16 protein-coding genes are annotated in these 15,429 nt (G+C 69.1%); 6 read left to right on the plus strand and 10 right to left on the minus strand.

Annotated features, from left to right (window positions below):
* Positions 1–40 precede the first annotated feature (40 nt).
* Positions 41–970: a mechanosensitive ion channel family protein gene (locus ACBY01_RS03290; protein WP_416459339.1), complete on the plus strand. Its 930-nt coding sequence runs from the start codon at positions 41–43 to the stop codon at positions 968–970.
* 161 nt (positions 971–1,131) lie between these two features.
* On the opposite strand, the gene aguB is transcribed toward ACBY01_RS03290, so the two are convergent.
* From aguB to rpsD, 5 genes are all read right to left on the minus strand, one after another.
* Positions 1,132–1,980 (minus strand): N-carbamoylputrescine amidase, encoded by an 849-nt coding sequence (gene aguB, locus ACBY01_RS03295; protein ID WP_416459340.1) that lies wholly within the window; start codon positions 1,978–1,980, stop codon positions 1,132–1,134.
* Positions 1,981–2,228: 248 nt separating this feature from the next.
* A complete protein-coding gene (locus tag ACBY01_RS03300) occupies positions 2,229–3,203 on the minus strand; it encodes an agmatine deiminase family protein (protein WP_416459341.1) in 975 nt (324 codons plus the stop codon).
* 41 nt (positions 3,204–3,244) lie between these two features.
* Positions 3,245–3,649, minus strand: a complete 405-nt coding sequence (locus ACBY01_RS03305; protein ID WP_416459342.1) for an NUDIX hydrolase — start codon at positions 3,647–3,649, stop codon at positions 3,245–3,247.
* 22 nt (positions 3,650–3,671) lie between these two features.
* Entirely contained in the window at positions 3,672–5,324 is a 1,653-nt protein-coding gene (locus tag ACBY01_RS03310) for a M28 family metallopeptidase (protein ID WP_416459343.1), read from the minus strand.
* A 145-nt stretch (positions 5,325–5,469) separates the two neighbouring features.
* Positions 5,470–6,084: a 30S ribosomal protein S4 gene (gene rpsD / locus ACBY01_RS03315; RefSeq protein ID WP_416459344.1), complete on the minus strand. Its 615-nt coding sequence runs from the start codon at positions 6,082–6,084 to the stop codon at positions 5,470–5,472.
* A 218-nt stretch (positions 6,085–6,302) separates the two neighbouring features.
* Between rpsD and ACBY01_RS03320 the strand changes: the two genes are divergently transcribed.
* Positions 6,303–6,602 (plus strand): chorismate mutase, encoded by a 300-nt coding sequence (locus ACBY01_RS03320; protein ID WP_317893612.1) that lies wholly within the window; start codon positions 6,303–6,305, stop codon positions 6,600–6,602.
* Between the two features lie 126 nt (positions 6,603–6,728).
* On the opposite strand, the gene ACBY01_RS03325 is transcribed toward ACBY01_RS03320, so the two are convergent.
* The 5 genes from ACBY01_RS03325 to rpiB form a co-directional block, all read right to left on the minus strand.
* Positions 6,729–7,772: a TrmH family RNA methyltransferase gene (locus ACBY01_RS03325; protein WP_416459345.1), complete on the minus strand. Its 1,044-nt coding sequence runs from the start codon at positions 7,770–7,772 to the stop codon at positions 6,729–6,731.
* 126 nt (positions 7,773–7,898) lie between these two features.
* Positions 7,899–8,360: a transcriptional regulator NrdR gene (gene nrdR / locus ACBY01_RS03330; protein WP_416459346.1), complete on the minus strand. Its 462-nt coding sequence runs from the start codon at positions 8,358–8,360 to the stop codon at positions 7,899–7,901.
* On the minus strand, positions 8,361–8,528 hold the full coding sequence (locus tag ACBY01_RS03335; protein ID WP_416459347.1) for a hypothetical protein: 168 nt from the start codon (positions 8,526–8,528) through the stop codon (positions 8,361–8,363).
* Between the two features lies 1 nt (position 8,529).
* Positions 8,530–9,837, minus strand: a complete 1,308-nt coding sequence (glyA, locus tag ACBY01_RS03340) for a serine hydroxymethyltransferase (RefSeq protein ID WP_416459348.1) — start codon at positions 9,835–9,837, stop codon at positions 8,530–8,532.
* Positions 9,838–10,106: 269 nt separating this feature from the next.
* Entirely contained in the window at positions 10,107–10,553 is a 447-nt protein-coding gene (gene rpiB / locus ACBY01_RS03345; protein WP_416459349.1) for a ribose 5-phosphate isomerase B, read from the minus strand.
* 92 nt (positions 10,554–10,645) lie between these two features.
* Between rpiB and ACBY01_RS03350 the strand changes: the two genes are divergently transcribed.
* From ACBY01_RS03350 to ACBY01_RS03365, 4 genes are all read left to right on the plus strand, one after another.
* Entirely contained in the window at positions 10,646–11,146 is a 501-nt protein-coding gene (locus ACBY01_RS03350) for a hypothetical protein (RefSeq protein WP_416459350.1), read from the plus strand.
* Between the two features lie 73 nt (positions 11,147–11,219).
* Positions 11,220–14,216, plus strand: a complete 2,997-nt coding sequence (gene ileS, locus ACBY01_RS03355) for an isoleucine--tRNA ligase (protein ID WP_416459351.1) — start codon at positions 11,220–11,222, stop codon at positions 14,214–14,216.
* Positions 14,216–14,731 (plus strand): signal peptidase II, encoded by a 516-nt coding sequence (gene lspA, locus ACBY01_RS03360; protein ID WP_416459352.1) that lies wholly within the window; start codon positions 14,216–14,218, stop codon positions 14,729–14,731. Before ileS ends, lspA begins: the two co-directional genes overlap by 1 nt.
* A complete protein-coding gene (locus ACBY01_RS03365) occupies positions 14,724–15,131 on the plus strand; it encodes a DUF3035 domain-containing protein (protein WP_416459353.1) in 408 nt (135 codons plus the stop codon). Before lspA ends, ACBY01_RS03365 begins: the two co-directional genes overlap by 8 nt.
* The last annotated feature ends 298 nt before the right edge of the window (positions 15,132–15,429 follow it).

Genomic DNA, 15,429 nt, shown 5'->3' on the forward strand with positions numbered 1-15,429 from the left:
TCCGCACGACAGGGGATCGGGGCTGGAGGGACACGCGCGGATGGATCTGTTTCGAATATTGCTGGGGCGGCTGCACGAGATGGCCGCCGGGCTGGTGCGGATGCTGCCGCAGATGGCGATCGCGGCGGTGGTGCTGCTGGTCACCTGGGCAGTGGCGAAGTTCGCCCGCCGCATCGCCGAGCGGCTGTTCAAGCGGTCCCACGTCCGCAACACGCTGGTCGATCTGGCGGAGACGCTGGTCGGCGTCGTGATCTGGGTCGGCGGGCTGATGATCGCGAGCTCGATCGTCCTGCCCGGCGTCACCCCGGCCAACCTGCTCGCCGTGCTCGGCCTGGGTTCGGTAGCGGTCGGCTTCGCGTTCAAGGACATCTTCGAGAATTTCCTCGCCGGCGTGCTCATCATGCTCCGGCGCAAGATGCGCATCGGCGACATGATCGAGTGCGAGAGCGTCGAGGGGAAGGTGGAGCACATCACGCTGCGCGACACCTATCTGCGCCACCTGAGCAACGAGCTGGTGCTCGTGCCCAACGCCTATCTGTTCAAGAACCCCGTCAAGATCCTGACCGACGGTGCTACCCGCCGCCATCAGGTGGACGTGGGCGTCGCCTACGACGTCGATCTGGAGGCGGCGCGTTCGGTCATCGAGCAGGCGGTGCGCGACGCGGACGGCGTCGACACCAGCCAGCGCATCGACGTGTTCGCCAAGGAGTTCGGCGACAGCTCGATCAACTTCCTGGTGCGCTGGTGGGCGGGCTCCAAGCCGATCGACATGCACCGCTCCCGCGACGCGGTGGTGCGCGGCATCAAGCGCGCGCTGGACGATGCGGGCATGGAGATCCCGTTCCCCTATCGCACGCTCACCTTCAAGGAGGCGCTGCCGCTCAAGCGCGGCGCGGAGAAGGAGCGGATGCCACCGCCGGCGCCCTCCGACGGCGAAACCCGCGCGAGCGACGACTCGGACGGGTTCTAGGGTCGCTGACTCACTAGCGAACCGTTCGTGCTGAGTAGGGGCTGAGCTTGTCGAAGCCCCGTATCGAAGCACCGTGGGCGCTCCTTCGATACGCCATTTCGACTGCGCTCAATGGCACCTCAGGACAAACGGTGTGTTGCAGCGTCATCGTACCCGAAGCGTCAGACGTCCTGCGTCAGCCGGCCGTAGAGCTCCGGCCGGCGATCGCGGAAGAAGCCGAAGGCGGCGCGGTGGCGCTTCACCCGGTCGAGGTCGAGCGTCGCGGTGATGACGCCTTCCTCCTCGCGGCCCAGCTCGGCCAGCATGTCGCCGCGCTCGTCGCAGATGAAGCTGGTGCCGTAGAAGGTCTGGCCGTGTTCTGTGCCGACGCGGTTGGCGGCGATCACCGGCACCACGTTGGAGACCGCATGGCCGACCATCGCCCGGCGCCACAGCCGCGCGGTGTCGAGGCTGGTGTCGTGCGGCTCGCTGCCGATCGCGGTGGGGTAGAAGAGCAGCTGCGCGCCCATCAGCATCATCGCGCGGGCGGTTTCCGGGTACCATTGGTCCCAGCAGACGCCAACGCCGATCTTGGCGGCAGGTCCGTCCCACACCTTGAAGCCGGTGTTGCCGGGGCGGAAGTAGAACTTCTCCTCGTAACCGGGGCCGTCGGGGATGTGGCTCTTGCGATAGACGCCCTGGACCTTGCCGTCCGGGCCGATCATCGCCAGCGAATTGTAATGGTGCGGGCCGTCCGCCTCGAAGAAGCTGGTCGGAATGTGCACCTTCAGCTCGGCGGCGAGTGCCTGCATCGCCAACACCGCCTGGTGCTCGCCCACGGGCTTGGCGTTGGCGAACAGCCCCTCGTCCTCGACCCGGCAGAAATATTCGCCCTCGAACAATTCGGGCGGCAGGATCACCTGCGCGCCCTTGGCCGCCGCCTCGCGAACCAGGCGGGAGACGTTGGCGATGTTCGCGTCGATGTCGGCGGAAAAGGCGAGCTGCAGCGCGGCGACGGTGATTTCGGTCATGCCGCGCTATGTAGTCGAAGCGGCCCCGGTTGCCAGTGCCGGATATGTGCGCTGAGGTTCCTGCAGCCGCAACTGGCATCCACACTCAGCCTGAACCATGACCGTACCCCGGCGCAGGCCGGGGTCCAGTTGCGGGCGGCTCGCGAGATGCGGCTTCGTTGACCCACCTGTGCCCCGGCCTGCGCCGGGGCACAAGGATCGGCTATGCGCGAGTGGGCGCGACGGGAAACCGCCGCGCCCGCATAGGATCAGCGGCTGGGGATCTGCTGGCTGATGCAGTGGAAGCTGCCGCCGCCCGTCAGGATATGGTCGGCGCGCAGCCCCACGACCTCGCGGTCCGGGAAGATCGCCGCAAGCGCTGCCACCGCCGCATCGTCGCTCGGCTGACCGTAGACCGGCACCACCACCGCGGCGTTGCCGATGTAGAAGTTCATGTAGCTCGCCGGGATCACCTCGTCCTCGGCGACGACGCGGCCGGGGGAGGGGATGCGGACGAGTTCGACGCCGGCTGCCTGCGCGCGCTCGGCCGCGTCGCGGTACACGTCGGCGTTGGGATCGTCCGCCGCCGGCTCGGGGATCGCCAGCCGGTTCGGGCCGACGAAGCGGGCGAGGTTGTCGACATGGCCGTCGGTATGGTCGTTGAGCAACCCGTCGCCCAGCCACAGGAAGCGAGTGTAGCCTAGGTCGGCGCGCAGCAGCGCCTCCGCCTTGTCGCGGGTGAAGCCTTCGCCGTTACGGTTCGGGTTGAGCAGGCACTGCTCGGTCGTGACGACCAGCCCCGTGCCGTCGCCGTCGATCGCGCCGCCTTCCAGAATCCATTCGTGCCGCCCGGTGGCGAGCCCGCGCGCACGGGCCAACCCGGCACCCACGCTGTCGTCGCCGGGCAGGTCGTACTTGCCGCCCCAGCCGTTGAAGCCGAAGTCGTGCGCGCGGCCCGCGCCGTCGAGGATCGCGCCGGTGTCGCGCAGCCAGATGTCGCCGAACGGCTCGATCACCACCTCGGCAGCGTCGCCCGCCAGCGCCCGCGCGGCGGCGGCGGCGTCCTCGTCGGCGGCGACCAGCACCACGCGCTCGCCCGCACCCTCGGCATGCACCGCCCGCGCGAAGGCGACGACTTCCGCCCGCGCGGGCTCCAGGTCTTCGAGCCAGAGGTCGGGATGGCTGGGGAAGCCGATCCACACGGCGTCGTGGCGCGCCCATTCGGCGGGGGGATGCATGGTCATGGCGGCGTCCTTAGCCGCGGCAGGGAAAGCGGAAAAGGGCGCTAGTCCCGTGCACGCAGCGCGGCGAGCGCGACCCGCGTCGGCGTCGTGAGCGCCTGGGGGAGTGCATCGAGCGCGAACCATGCGACCGCGGCGTGCTTTTCGGGCTCCCGGTTGACGGGGGTGCCCTGGAAATCGCGCACCAAGAACACCGGCGCCACCCAATGGCTGCCCGCGTCGCGGTCGATCTGGTCGACGAAGCACAGGAGGGTGTCGGCGACGATGGCGATGCCGAGTTCCTCCATCACCTCGCGCTCCGTCGCGGCGGCTGCGGTTTCGAACAGGTCGATCTTGCCGCCCGGCAGGCCCCAATGGCCGGGCTCGGGCGCGCGGTTGCGTTGCACGAGGAGCATGCGGCCATCGACGACGACAGCCGCGCCGCAACCGGCGCGAGGTGCGCTGAACATGCGCGTGGACGCCGCGACCGTCTTACTGGGCCGTGGCGCGGCTGCGGTCGCGGATCGCGCGGAACTCGTCGCCGGCAACCCAGTTGGGCCAGGCGCTCGTCGTCGCCAACTCGCGGCCGACCTGATAGTAGAGCGTCACGTCCTGGACGACGCCGTCCCAGTTCCACTTGGGATCGTACTCGTCCTTGGGGCCGTGGTAGCGGTGCTCGGTATAGTCCTCGGCCGCGGCCTTGCCCGCGGCGACGCCGCCGGCGACCAGGTCCTCGCCGCCCTCGGCGTAGAGCATCGGCACGCCGTGCTTGGCGAGGCTGAAATGGTCGGAGCGATAGTAATAGCCGTTCTGCGGGGTCGGCTCGGCGGTGGCGACGCGGCCCTGCTTGGCGAGCGCGCGGTTGAGATAGGCGTCGAGCTCCGACTTGCCCTTGCCGATCACGACGATGTTGCGCGACGGCCCCGCCATCGACATCGCATCGATGTTGACCCCGCCGACCGTCTTGGCGAGCGGATAGATCGGGTTGGCGCCGTAATAGTCGGAGCCGAGCAACCCCGATTCCTCGCCGGTTACCGCCAGGAACAGCTGCGAGCGCGGGGTCGCGCCGGCCTTGGCATTGGCCTCGGCGAGCGCGACCAGCGCGGCGACGCCGTTGGCGTTGTCGACCGCGCCGTTGCAGATGTCGTCGCCGTCGGGCGCCGCCTCGCAGTGGCCGAGGTGATCCCAATGCGCGGTGTAGAGCACGACCTCGTCGGGGCGCTGGGTGCCGGGCAGGATGCCGACCACGTTCTTCGACGCATGGCGGCGGATCTGGTTGTCGAAGCTGACCGAGGCCTGCACGCCCTTCAAGGGCACCGCCTTGAACCCCTTGCGCTTGGCCGCAGCCATCAGCGTATCGAGGTTCTTGCCGGCGCCGGCGAACAGCTTGCGGGCGGCGTCCAGCTGCATCCAGCCGATCGCCTGCGACTGGTCGCTATGGCCGTTGGCGGCGTCCGCCACCTGCTGCGCGCCGGTCCAGCTCGACTGGACGACGTTCCAGCCATAGGCGGCCGGCACCGTATCGTGGACGATGATCGCGGCGGCCGCCCCCTGGCGCGCGGCTTCCTCGTACTTGTAGGTCCAGCGGCCGTAATAGGTCATCGCCTTGCCGTTGAACGGCCCGGTGAGGCCGGGCGACTCGTAATCCGGATCGTTGACCAGGATGACGACGGTCTTCCCCTTCACGTCGACGCCGGCATAGTCGTTCCAGCCCTTCTCGGGCGCATTGATGCCGTAGCCGACGAACACCACGTCGCTGTTCTTCACGTCGATCCGCGGCGTCACCTGGTAGGTGCCGACGACCATTTCGGGGCCATAGGCGAGCGACCGCGGCTGGCCGGCGCCGGTGAAGGTCAGCGGCGAGACGTTGCGCGCGGTGATCTCGACGAGCGGCACGTCCTGGAACCAGCTGCCCTTGTTGCCGGGCTTGAGCCCCGCCGCCTGGAAGCGCTCGACCAGATAGGCGAGCGTCTTCTCCTCGCCGGCAGAGCCGGGCGCGCGGCCCTCGAATGCATCGGACGACAGCGTCTTGGTGACGGTCTTGAGCGTCTCCTCGGAGACCGGCGCGGGCGTCGCCGCCTGGCCGAAGGCGAGGGTGGGGCAGGCGGCCAGCGGCAGCGCCGCGGCGAGCAGGAATGCGCGCATGGAGTCTCCGGGAGGGATCGATCGTCGCGTCCCTTGTGGCACAGCCGGTCGCGGCGGCGCAAATGCCGGTGCGCACAACGAAAAAGGGCGGCCCCGCGGGACCGCCCTCTTCGTTTCGGACCATGGCCGGAGCCGCGGGACCCGATCAGCGCGAGTAGAACTCGACGACCAGGTTCGGTTCCATCTTCACCGGATACGGCACCTCGTCGAGGGTCGGCACGCGGGTGAAGGTCACCTTGGCCGCGCCGTCGGGGGCGACGTACTCGGGGATGTCGCGCTCGGCCAGGCTCTGCGCCTCGAGCACCAGCGTCATTTCCTGCGCCTTGCTGCCCAGGGTGATCTCGTCGCCCGGACGGACGCGACGCGACGCGATGTTGCACTTCACGCCGTTGACGCGGATGTGGCCGTGGTTGACGATCTGGCGCGCGGCGAAGATCGTCGGCGCGAACTTGGCGCGATAGACGATCATGTCGAGGCGCTGCTCGAGCAGGCCGATCAGGTTCTGACCGGTATCGCCCTTCATGCGCGACGCTTCCTCGTAGGTGCGCTTGAACTGCTTCTCGGTGACGTCGCCGTAATAGCCCTTGAGCTTCTGCTTGGCGCGCAGCTGGATGCCGAAGTCGGACATCTTGCCCTTGCGGCGCTGGCCGTGCTGGCCGGGGCCGTACTCGCGCTTGTTGACCGGGCTCTTCGGACGACCCCAGATGTTCTCGCCGAGACGACGGTCGAGCTTGTACTTGGCGCTGCTGCGCTTCGACATGACGTATTCCTTGCAATTGCAACGACGGTGACCGTCCCGAGGGGCGGTCGCGAATCCCGGTTTCTCGCGCTGCTGGGATCGAAAGATCGGCAGGGCCGCCGCTTCACCGGGGTGCGGGGCCAATTGCGAAGGCGCGCGCCTAGCCGGAAGCGGCCTTGCGAGTCAAGCCGCGGCGGCGGCGCTGGACAGCGCACGGGCCGCCCGCCTAGGCACGCGGCATGACGATCCTATCCGGTCCCGATTGCACCACCATGCGCGAAGTCCGCGCCGGCGTCGACCAGCTCGACCGCGAGCTGGTGGCGCTGCTCGCCCGCCGCTTCGCCTATATGGACGCCGCCGCCCGCATCAAGCCGGAGCGCGGCCACGTCCGCGACGAGGCGCGCAAGGCCGAGGTGATCGCCAACGCCCGCGCCGAGGCGGCACGGCTGGGCGTACCGGAGGACGTGGTCGGCGCGCTGTGGGAGCAGCTGGTCGAGGCGTCGATCGCCTACGAGCTGGCCGCGTTCGACCGGCGCTAACCCTTTCGTTCCCCTCGTCATCCTGACGACAAGTCAGGATCCATTGCCGCTCCGGCAGGAAGCGCGGGCGCAGCGTGTATGGATGCTGACCTGCGTCAGCATGACGAAGGAGGGCCGGACGGTGCTCTACCGCTGGCGCGGCCGCGCCAGCGTCGACAGCACCCCGCGCACCGTGCGCACCTCCTGCGCGGTCCAGCCGGGCTTGGTGAGCAGCGTGCGCAGCATCCGCCGCGTGGTGGGCGCACGGTCGGGCGGGAAGAAATAGCCGCCGTCCTCCAGCATCGCGTCGAGCTGGCCGATCATCCCCTCCAGCTCCTCTTGGCGGGCCGGCGGATCGAGTTCGGTCTCCGGCGGGCTGGCGAGGTCGGCACCCTTCGACCATTCGTAGGCGACCAGGATCACCGCCTGGGCGAGGTTGAGCGAGCCGAACTCCGGGTTAATCGGCACGGTGACGATGGTGCGGGCGACGGCGACGTCGTCGGTCTCCAGCCCCGAGCGTTCGGGTCCGAACAGGATCGCGGCGCGACCGGGGTCGCTGCGGATCGCGCGTGCGGCTTCCTCCGGCGTCACCACCGGCTTGGTGACGCCGCGCTTGCGCACCGTCGTCGCATAGACGTGGCTGCAGTCGGCCACCGCCTCGGCGACGCTGTCGAACACGCGGGCCTGTTCCAGCACCACGTCGGCGCCGCTCGCCGCCGGCCCCGCCTGCGGATTGGGCCAGCCGTCGCGCGGCGACACCAGCCGCATCTCGACCAGCCCGAAGTTGAGCATCGCCCGCGCGGCCTTGCCGATGTTCTCGCCGAGCTGCGGCCGGACCAGCACGATGACGGGGGGTGGGGACACTTCTAATTTCTCCGTTCGGTTCGAGCGCGCGTCGAGCGCAGTCGAGACGCGTGGTCGAGAACCCGCCGCCGCCGACACGCCGTCCCAGTCGGCGCGGAACAGCGCCTCTTTCTTCTTGCGCGACCAGTCCTTGACCTGCTGCTCGCGCTCGAGCGCCTCGATCCGCGTCGGGAAGCTGTCGCTCCACATCAGTTCGACGGGGCGTCGATCATGGGTGTAGCCCGGGAAGGTGCCGGCCTGATGCTGGGCGAGCCGCGCCTCCAGGTCTTCGGTGTGGCCCGTGTAATAGGTGCCGTCGGCGCAGCGCAGGATGTAGACGTGGAACATCGACGGCTTCCTCTCGTGGCTCGGCGGGTTCTCGACTTCGCATCTCGACAGGCTCGATGCGGCTCGAACCGAACGGATGGAGAGGACGAACGGCGGTATATGCCGCGGGCCGGCGGTTGAGGGGTGCTACTCCCGCCCCACCTCGGCGACGTTCCCCGCGAATTCCTCGAAGTCCCGCGCCTCGCGGAAGTCCTTGTAGACGCTCGCGAAGCGGATGTACGCGACCGAGTCGAGGTCCTTCAGCGCCTCCATCACCATCTCGCCGATGCGCGGGGCGGGGATCTCGGTGTCGCCGGTGGTTTCCAGCTGGCGCTGGATGCTCGACACCAGCCGCTCGATCTGCGGCTGTTCGACCGGGCGCTTGCGGGTGGCGATCGCGACCGAGCGGAGCAGCTTCTCGCGGTCGAACGGCTCGCGCCGGCTCTCGCTCTTGAGCACCCACAGCTCGCGCAGCTGGATGCGTTCGAAGGTGGTGAAGCGTGCGGCGCAGGCCTCGCACTGGCGGCGCCGGCGGATCGCCGCCCCATCCTCGGTGGGGCGGCTGTCCTTTACCTGGCTCGCTTCATGTCCGCAGAAGGGGCAGCGCATTCAGATCCGTTTCTTGGCCTTGTAATAGGCATAGCCCGCCCCCGCCGCCGCGCCGATCACCGGCCCGACGAAGGGGAGGGGGATGGCGACCACGGCGCCCAAGGCACCCCACTTCGCCATGCTCTTGCCGAGCGCCTTCTTTTCCGCGTCGGTCGTGTAGTCGGTCATCTCAGCCTCCGTAGATCGGGAACCGAGCACACAACGCACGAACCCGCTCGCGGACCCCCGCCTCGACCTGCGCGTCGCCCGCTTCGCCCTTGGCCGCCAGGCCGTCGAGCACGTCGGCGACCATGTTGCCGATCTCGCGGAACTCGCCCGTGCCGAAGCCGCGGGTGGTGCCCGCCGGCGACCCGACGCGGATGCCGCTGGTCTTCACTGGCGGCAGCGGGTCGAACGGGATGCCGTTCTTGTTGCAGGTGATGCCCGAGCGCTCCAGCGCCTCGTCCGCATCGCGGCCGGTGACGCCCAGCGGGGTCAGGTCGATCAGCGCGAGATGGGTGTCGGTGCCGCCCGACACCACGTCGCTGCCGCGCTCCTTAAGCGTGGCAGCGAGCACCTGGGCGTTCTCCACCACCGCGGCGATGTAGCTCTTGTACTCGGGGCGCAGCGCCTCGCCGAACGCCACCGCCTTGGCGGCGATGACGTGCATCAGCGGCCCGCCCTGCAGGCCCGGGAACACCGCCGAGTTGATCTTCTTGGCGATCGCCTCGTCGTCCGTCATCACCATGCCGCCGCGCGGCCCGCGCAGCGTCTTGTGGGTGGTGGTGGTGACGACATGGGCGTGGCCGAACGGGGTCGGGTGCAGCCCGGCTGCGACGATGCCGGCGAAGTGCGCCATGTCGACCATGAACTTCGCGCCCACCTCGTCCGCGATCGCGCGGAAGCGGGCGAAGTCGATGTGGCGCGGATAGGCCGAGCCGCCGGCGATGATCAGCGTCGGCTTGTGCTCCTTGGCCAGCTGCTCGACCTGGTCGTAGTCGATGCGATGGTCTTCGCGGCGCACGCCGTACTGGACGGCGTTGAACCACTTGCCCGACATCGCCGCCTTGGCGCCATGGGTGAGGTGGCCGCCGGCGTCGAGGCTCATGCCCAGGATGGTGTCGCCGGGCTTGGTCAGCGCCAGCATGACCGCGCCGTTGGCCTGCGCGCCCGAGTGCGGCTGGACGTTGGCGAAGCCGCAGCCGAAGATCTGCTTGGCGCGCTCGATCGCCAGCGTCTCGACCTCGTCGGACGGGGCGCAGCCCTGGTAATAGCGCTTGCCCGGATAGCCCTCGGCGTACTTGTTGGTGAACACCGAACCCTGCGCCTCGAGCACCGCCTTGGACACGATGTTCTCGCTGGCGATCAGCTCGATCTGGGTCTGCTCGCGGTCGAGCTCGTGGGCGACGCCGGCGAACACGTCCGGATCGGCATCGGCCAGGGTACGGGTGAAGAAACCGTCGGGCTGGACCTGATGGGTCTGCGGATTGCTGCTCATGGATGCGCCTCCTGGGGCTCGGGCTGGCCGGTCGCGCGTGCCTTTAGGATGCCGCGCGCGTGAAGGCTACCCGTTGTTGGGTCCGGCATGTTGCTCCCATTGCCGGGGCCGCTCTTATTCTTCCGTTTGTCTCGAGTAGGGATCGAGCTTGTCGAGAGCCCGTATCGAGAGAGCCACGGCAACCGCCCTCTCGATACGCCGTCTCGACAAGCTCGACGGCTACTCGAGGCAAACGGAGGAGGTTGGACGAAGCAGCGCCAGAAGGCGCATCAATCCAGCGACGGTGTTCCCAGCTTGTCCACGCGGCGCTGGTGGCGTTCGCCGCCGAAGGGGGTGGCGAGGAACGCGTCGATGCAGGCCTTCGCCATTTCGATGCCGACCAGCCGCGCGCCCAGCGCCAGCACATTGGCGTCGTTGTGCTCGCGTGCCAGCCGCGCCGACAGCGGCTCGTTGACGAGCGCGCAGCGGCAGCCGGCGTGGCGGTTGACCGCGATCGAAATGCCGATGCCCGATCCGCACAGCGCGATGCCGAACGTCGCCTTGCCGCCGGCGACCGCACGCGCGAGTGTATAGCCGTAGTCGGGATAGTCGACGCTCGCCTCGCCCTCCGGGCCCAGGTCGACTACCTCGTGCCCGGCGTCGTGCAGCCATTGCGCCAGCGTGGCCTTGAGCGACACGGCGGCATGGTCGGAGGCGAGCGCGATGCGGTGGGTCATGGGTGCGGGCCTTGCAAATCTGGGGATCGCTGCTGCCTAGCCGTCCCGGCCTGCGAACGCTAGAGAAGCGGGCGAACGCGGTGGAGGAACGGATGCGCGCAGGGATCGGATTGGCGGCGGTGCTGGTGACGCTGGCGGGGTGCAACGACCATGATGCGCGCCGCGCCGAGGGCGAGGCGGTCGAGCAGCAGGTCCGCGACAGCGTCGCCACCGCCCCGACGCCGACCCCGGCCGCTTCCGCGACGCCGACCCCGGCCGCTTCCGCGACGCCGACCCCGGCAGCGACGGCCACTGCGGATACCGCCGCCACCGACGGCTGGATCGGCCGCTGGCGCGGGGTCGAGGGGCTCAACCTCGACATCGCCGCCGATGCCGCCCACGGCCCCGGGCACTACACGCTGACGATGCAATACACGCTGGATGACAAGGGCAGCTTCGCGGGCGTGGCGGACGGCGACACCATCCGCTTCACTCGGCCCGACGGCGCGCAGACGCTGCGCGCGACCGACGGCGACGCCACCGGGCTCAAGTGGCTCGCGGGCAAGGACGACTGCCTGACGGTGAAACCCGGCGAGGGCTATTGCCGCGACTGACGGGCGCCACCGCGCCCCGTCCACCACTTCGCGCTTCACCCCCGGCCCCGCATCCTCTAATCGGCGCGGTTCCATGACCGACGAACCGAACGCGAAGCGCGACTGGCGCGACACCGTCTTCCTGCCGAAGACCGACTTCCCGATGAAGGCGGGGCTTGCCGCCAAGGAGCCGGCGATCCTCGATCGCTGGGCGCGCATCGGGCTGTACGATCGCCTCCGCAAGGAGCGCGCCGGGCGCGAGCGGTTCATCCTCCACGACGGCCCGCCCTACGCCAACGGCGACATCCACATGGGCCATGCGATGAACAAGGTCCTCAAGGACATCATCGTCCGTTCGCAGACGCTGATGGGCAAGGACGCGCCCTATGTTCCGGGCTGGGACTGCCACGGCCTGCCGATCGAGTGGAAGATCGAGGAACAGTATCGCGCCAAGAAGCGCTCGAAGGACGAGGTGCCGCCGGCCGAGTTCCGCGCCGAATGCCGCGCCTATGCCGCGCACTGGGTCGACGTGCAGAAGGGCCAGTTCCAGCGGCTGGGCGTCCTCGGCGACTGGGAAGACCCGTACCTCACCATGAAGTACGAGGCCGAGGCGACGATCGCGGGCGAGCTGCTCAAGTTCGCGGAAGGCGGCCAGCTCTACCGCGGCGCCAAGCCGGTGATGTGGAGCCCGGTCGAAAAGACCGCGCTCGCCGAGGCCGAAGTCGAATATGAGGACATCACCTCGACGCAGATCGACGTCGCGTTCGAGATCGTCGAGGCGCCCAATGCGCCCGAGCTGGTCGGCGCGCATGCGGTGATCTGGACGACTACGCCTTGGACGATCCCGGTGAACCAGGCGTTGGCGTATGGTCCGGAGGTGGACTACGTCCTGCTGGCAGAGGGCGAGCGGCGCTACCTGGTCGCCGAGGCTTTGGTCGAATCCTTCACCAAGCGGGTGCCGTACCCCGGCGAAGGCCGGGGTCCAGAGCCCCGGGCGGCAGCGTCCGAAACCCTGGACCCCGGCCTTCGCCGGGGTACGGTGGTGTGGCGCGGCACGGGCGCGCAACTCGCTGGCGCCGTCGCCCGCCATCCGATGCACGCGCGCGGTGGCTTCTTCGCGAAGCCGCGCCCGATGCTGCCGGGCGACTTCGTCACGACCGACGCGGGTACCGGCCTCGTCCACATGGCGCCGGACCATGGCGAGGACGACTTCGCGCTGTGCAAGGCCTACGGCATCGACCCCGTGTTCGCGGTGACCGGCGACGGCAAGTACCGCGAGGACTGGGCGTGGCTCGGCGGCCAGGGCAGCGTCATCAACCCGAAGTTCACCGCGTCCGGCAACGGCGGCAAGCTGGAGGAAGGGTCGATCTGCCGCGACCTGCGCGAAGCGGGCGCGCTGCTCGCCGCGTCGGACGACTTCCGCCACAGCTATCCGCATTCGTGGCGCTCCAAGGCGAAGGTGATCTTCCGCGCGACGCCGCAGTGGTTCATCCCGATGGACGGAGGCGCGTCGACCTCGTCCGCCGCCCCCGTCATCCCAGCGAAGGCTGGGATCTCCGGCGAGGGCGCGGGACAGGAGCCGCGGGAGACCCCAGCCTTCGCTGGGGTGACGGGAACTGTAGGGATGGCAGATGGGCGCGCACCCGCCGCCGGCAACGGCGCGACCCTGCGCGAACTCGCGCTCGACGCGATCGAGCACACCCGCTTCGTGCCGGAAAAGGGCCGCAACCGCATCGCCTCGATGGTGTCGGGCCGTCCCGACTGGGTCATCAGCCGCCAGCGCGCCTGGGGCGTGCCGATCGCGCTCTACGTCCACCGCCAGACCGGCGCCTATCTGCGCGATCCGGCGGTCAACGCGCGCATCCTCGACGCCTTCCGCCAGGGTGGTGCCGATGCCTGGTTCGCCGCCGATCATCAGGCGCTGCTCGGCCCCGACTATGCGCTCGCCGACTATGAGGTCGTCACCGACATCCTCGACGTGTGGTTCGACTCGGGCTCGACCCACGCCTTCGTGGTCGAGGCGCGCTACGGCGCCGGCACCCGCGCCAACCTCTATCTCGAGGGCTCGGACCAGCATCGCGGCTGGTTCCAGTCGTCGCTGCTGGAGAGCTGCGGCACCCGTGGCCGTGCGCCCTATGATGCGGTGCTGACCCACGGCTTCGCGCTCGACGGCAACGGCCGCAAGATGTCCAAGAGCCTGGGCAATGTCGTCGATCCGCTGAAGGTGATCGGCGAATCGGGCGCCGACATCCTGCGCCTGTGGATCGCGCAGACCGACTATTTCGAGGATGTTCGCATCGGCAAGGAAGTGCTCGCCGGCACCGGCGACACCTATCGCAAGCTGCGCAATACCTTCCGCTACCTGCTCGGTGCGCTCGACGGCTTCACCGACGCGGAGCGGGTCGCGGTCGCCGAGATGCCCGAGCTGGAGCGCTACGTGCTCCACCTGCTCGGCAAGCTCGACGTCGAGCTGCGCGCCGCCGCCGAGGCGTACGAGTTCAACCGCTATGCGCGCGCGCTGACCGACTTCGCCAACGAGGATCTGTCGGCGTTCTTCTTCGATATCCGCAAGGATTCGCTCTACTGCGACGCTGCGGACGATCCCAAGCGCCGCGCCTATCGCACCGTGCTCGACCTGCTGTTCCACGCGCTGGTTCGCTATGCCGCACCGATCCTTGCCTTCACCGCCGAGGAAGTGTGGCAGGCGCGCTACCCCAGCGAGGACGGCTCGGTGCACCTGCTCGAATGGCCAGAGTTGCCGGCGCTGCCCGCCGACGATGCGGTGTCGACCAACTGGGAGGACGTCCGCCGCCTGCGCGAGCGGGTGACCGAGGCGATCGAGCCGCTGCGCCGCGAAAAGATCGTGCGCTCCAGCCTGGAGGCGGACGTCACCGTCCCCGCGCTGCCGCTTCCCGAGGACGCGCTTGCCGAGGCGTTCATCGTCGCTTCAGTGGCGAAGGGGCAGGGCGACGACGCCGCCGTGGGCGTCGCCCGCACCGACAAGCGTAAGTGCGGCCGCTGCTGGCGCCATCTGCCGGACGTTGCAGAGGACGATGCGCTGTGCCACCGCTGTGCCGAGGTAGTATCCTGATGCAACGCACCCGCCTTCACGGCTTTCTGCTCGCCGGCCTGATCTTTCTCGTCGATCAGGCGGTGAAGTTCGTCGTCACCGGACCGCTCGGCGTGTCCCAGCCGGGCGACGAGCGCCTGCTGCTGCCGATCTTCGACCTGCGCTTCGTGCCAAACGTCGGCGTGTCGCTGGGGCTGCTCCCCGCCGACAGCAGCGTGATGCGCTGGGCGCTGGTGCTGCTCACTGCCGCGATCGCCTCGGGCGTCGCCTGGTGGATGCTGCGTGAAAAGAGCCGGCCGGACCTGTTCGCGCTGGGCATGGTGCTGGGTGGTGCGCTCGGCAACATCCTCGACCGCGTGCGCTTCGGCTATGTGGTCGACTTCCTCGACCTGCATTTCGGAACGTGGCGCCCGTTCCTGATCTTCAACGTCGCCGACGCCGCCATCACCATCGGCGTGCTGATCCTGCTTGTCCGCGCCGTGCTGGTGCGCGACAAGCCCGCCGAAACGCCCGCTGGGGAGAAGGTAAATGCGTAAACTCCATGCCGCCGCGAGCGTTGCGCTCGCCCTTGCGCTGGCGGGCTGCGGCTCGTCGGGTCTCAACCGCGCCCGTCCCGACGAGTTCGCGGTGGCGCGCCAGGCGCCGCTGGTGATCCCGCCCGACTATGCGCTGGTGCCGCCGCAGCCGGGTGCGCCGCGCCCGCAGGAAGTCGGCGCCTCCACCCAGGCGCTGCAGGCGATGTTCGGCGGCGAGGCGCAGCGCAGCGCTAGCGAACGCGCCGCGGTCAGCCAAGCCGGCGGCAACGCCGCGGCCGACACCGGCGTCCGCTCGGCACTCGCCGATCCGGACACCAACGTGGTCGACAAGGGCTCGACCACCCAGGACATCATCGCCGCTCCCGAAGGCGACGGCCAGGCCGCCCGCACTACGCCGTAAGCACGCCAGGGGTACGGAATACGAGAGGGGCTGCGACTCGCGTCGCAGCCCCTTTTGCTATGCCCCGAGGTGCTTCCGCGTCGGGAAGACTCTGCGCAAGGTCCCCCCTTCGTCATCCTGACGGAAGTCAGGATCCATTGCCGCTCCGCCTGGAATCGCAAGCGCTGCGCGAATGGATGCCCCGAGTTCACAAACGAAGTGCAACACCAGGTTGAGGTGTTGCGATGGGAACCAGGTACCGACAGCTCTCGTATGCGGAACGGTGTGCGATTGCCCGGCTTCGCGAAGCCGGGCAATC

The sequence above is a fragment of the Sphingomonas mangrovi genome, assembly GCF_047975845.1.
GTDB lineage: Bacteria > Pseudomonadota > Alphaproteobacteria > Sphingomonadales > Sphingomonadaceae > Sphingomonas.

Excerpts from the sequence above, each read along its gene's own strand:
- rpiB (WP_416459349.1), bottom strand. The coding sequence starts at position 10,553 with ATGACCCACCGCATCGCGCTCGCCTCCGACCATGCCGCCGTGTCGCTC.
- aguB (WP_416459340.1), bottom strand. The coding sequence starts at position 1,980 with ATGACCGAAATCACCGTCGCCGCGCTGCAGCTCGCCTTTTCCGCCGAC.
- ACBY01_RS03325 (WP_416459345.1), bottom strand. The coding sequence starts at position 7,772 with ATGTTCCACGTCTACATCCTGCGCTGCGCCGACGGCACCTATTACACG.
- rpsD (WP_416459344.1), bottom strand. The coding sequence starts at position 6,084 with ATGTCGAAGCGCAGCAGCGCCAAGTACAAGCTCGACCGTCGTCTCGGC.
- glyA (WP_416459348.1), bottom strand. The coding sequence starts at position 9,837 with ATGAGCAGCAATCCGCAGACCCATCAGGTCCAGCCCGACGGTTTCTTC.
- ACBY01_RS03300 (WP_416459341.1), bottom strand. The coding sequence starts at position 3,203 with ATGACCATGCATCCCCCCGCCGAATGGGCGCGCCACGACGCCGTGTGG.
- ACBY01_RS03335 (WP_416459347.1), bottom strand. The coding sequence starts at position 8,528 with ATGACCGACTACACGACCGACGCGGAAAAGAAGGCGCTCGGCAAGAGC.
- ACBY01_RS03305 (WP_416459342.1), bottom strand. The coding sequence starts at position 3,649 with ATGTTCAGCGCACCTCGCGCCGGTTGCGGCGCGGCTGTCGTCGTCGAT.
- nrdR (WP_416459346.1), bottom strand. The coding sequence starts at position 8,360 with ATGCGCTGCCCCTTCTGCGGACATGAAGCGAGCCAGGTAAAGGACAGC.
- ACBY01_RS03290 (WP_416459339.1), top strand. The coding sequence starts at position 41 with ATGGATCTGTTTCGAATATTGCTGGGGCGGCTGCACGAGATGGCCGCC.
- lspA (WP_416459352.1), top strand. The coding sequence starts at position 14,216 with ATGCAACGCACCCGCCTTCACGGCTTTCTGCTCGCCGGCCTGATCTTT.
- ACBY01_RS03320 (WP_317893612.1), top strand. The coding sequence starts at position 6,303 with ATGACGATCCTATCCGGTCCCGATTGCACCACCATGCGCGAAGTCCGC.
- ACBY01_RS03350 (WP_416459350.1), top strand. The coding sequence starts at position 10,646 with ATGCGCGCAGGGATCGGATTGGCGGCGGTGCTGGTGACGCTGGCGGGG.
- ACBY01_RS03365 (WP_416459353.1), top strand. The coding sequence starts at position 14,724 with ATGCGTAAACTCCATGCCGCCGCGAGCGTTGCGCTCGCCCTTGCGCTG.
- ACBY01_RS03310 (WP_416459343.1), bottom strand. The coding sequence starts at position 5,324 with ATGCGCGCATTCCTGCTCGCCGCGGCGCTGCCGCTGGCCGCCTGCCCC.
- ileS (WP_416459351.1), top strand. The coding sequence starts at position 11,220 with ATGACCGACGAACCGAACGCGAAGCGCGACTGGCGCGACACCGTCTTC.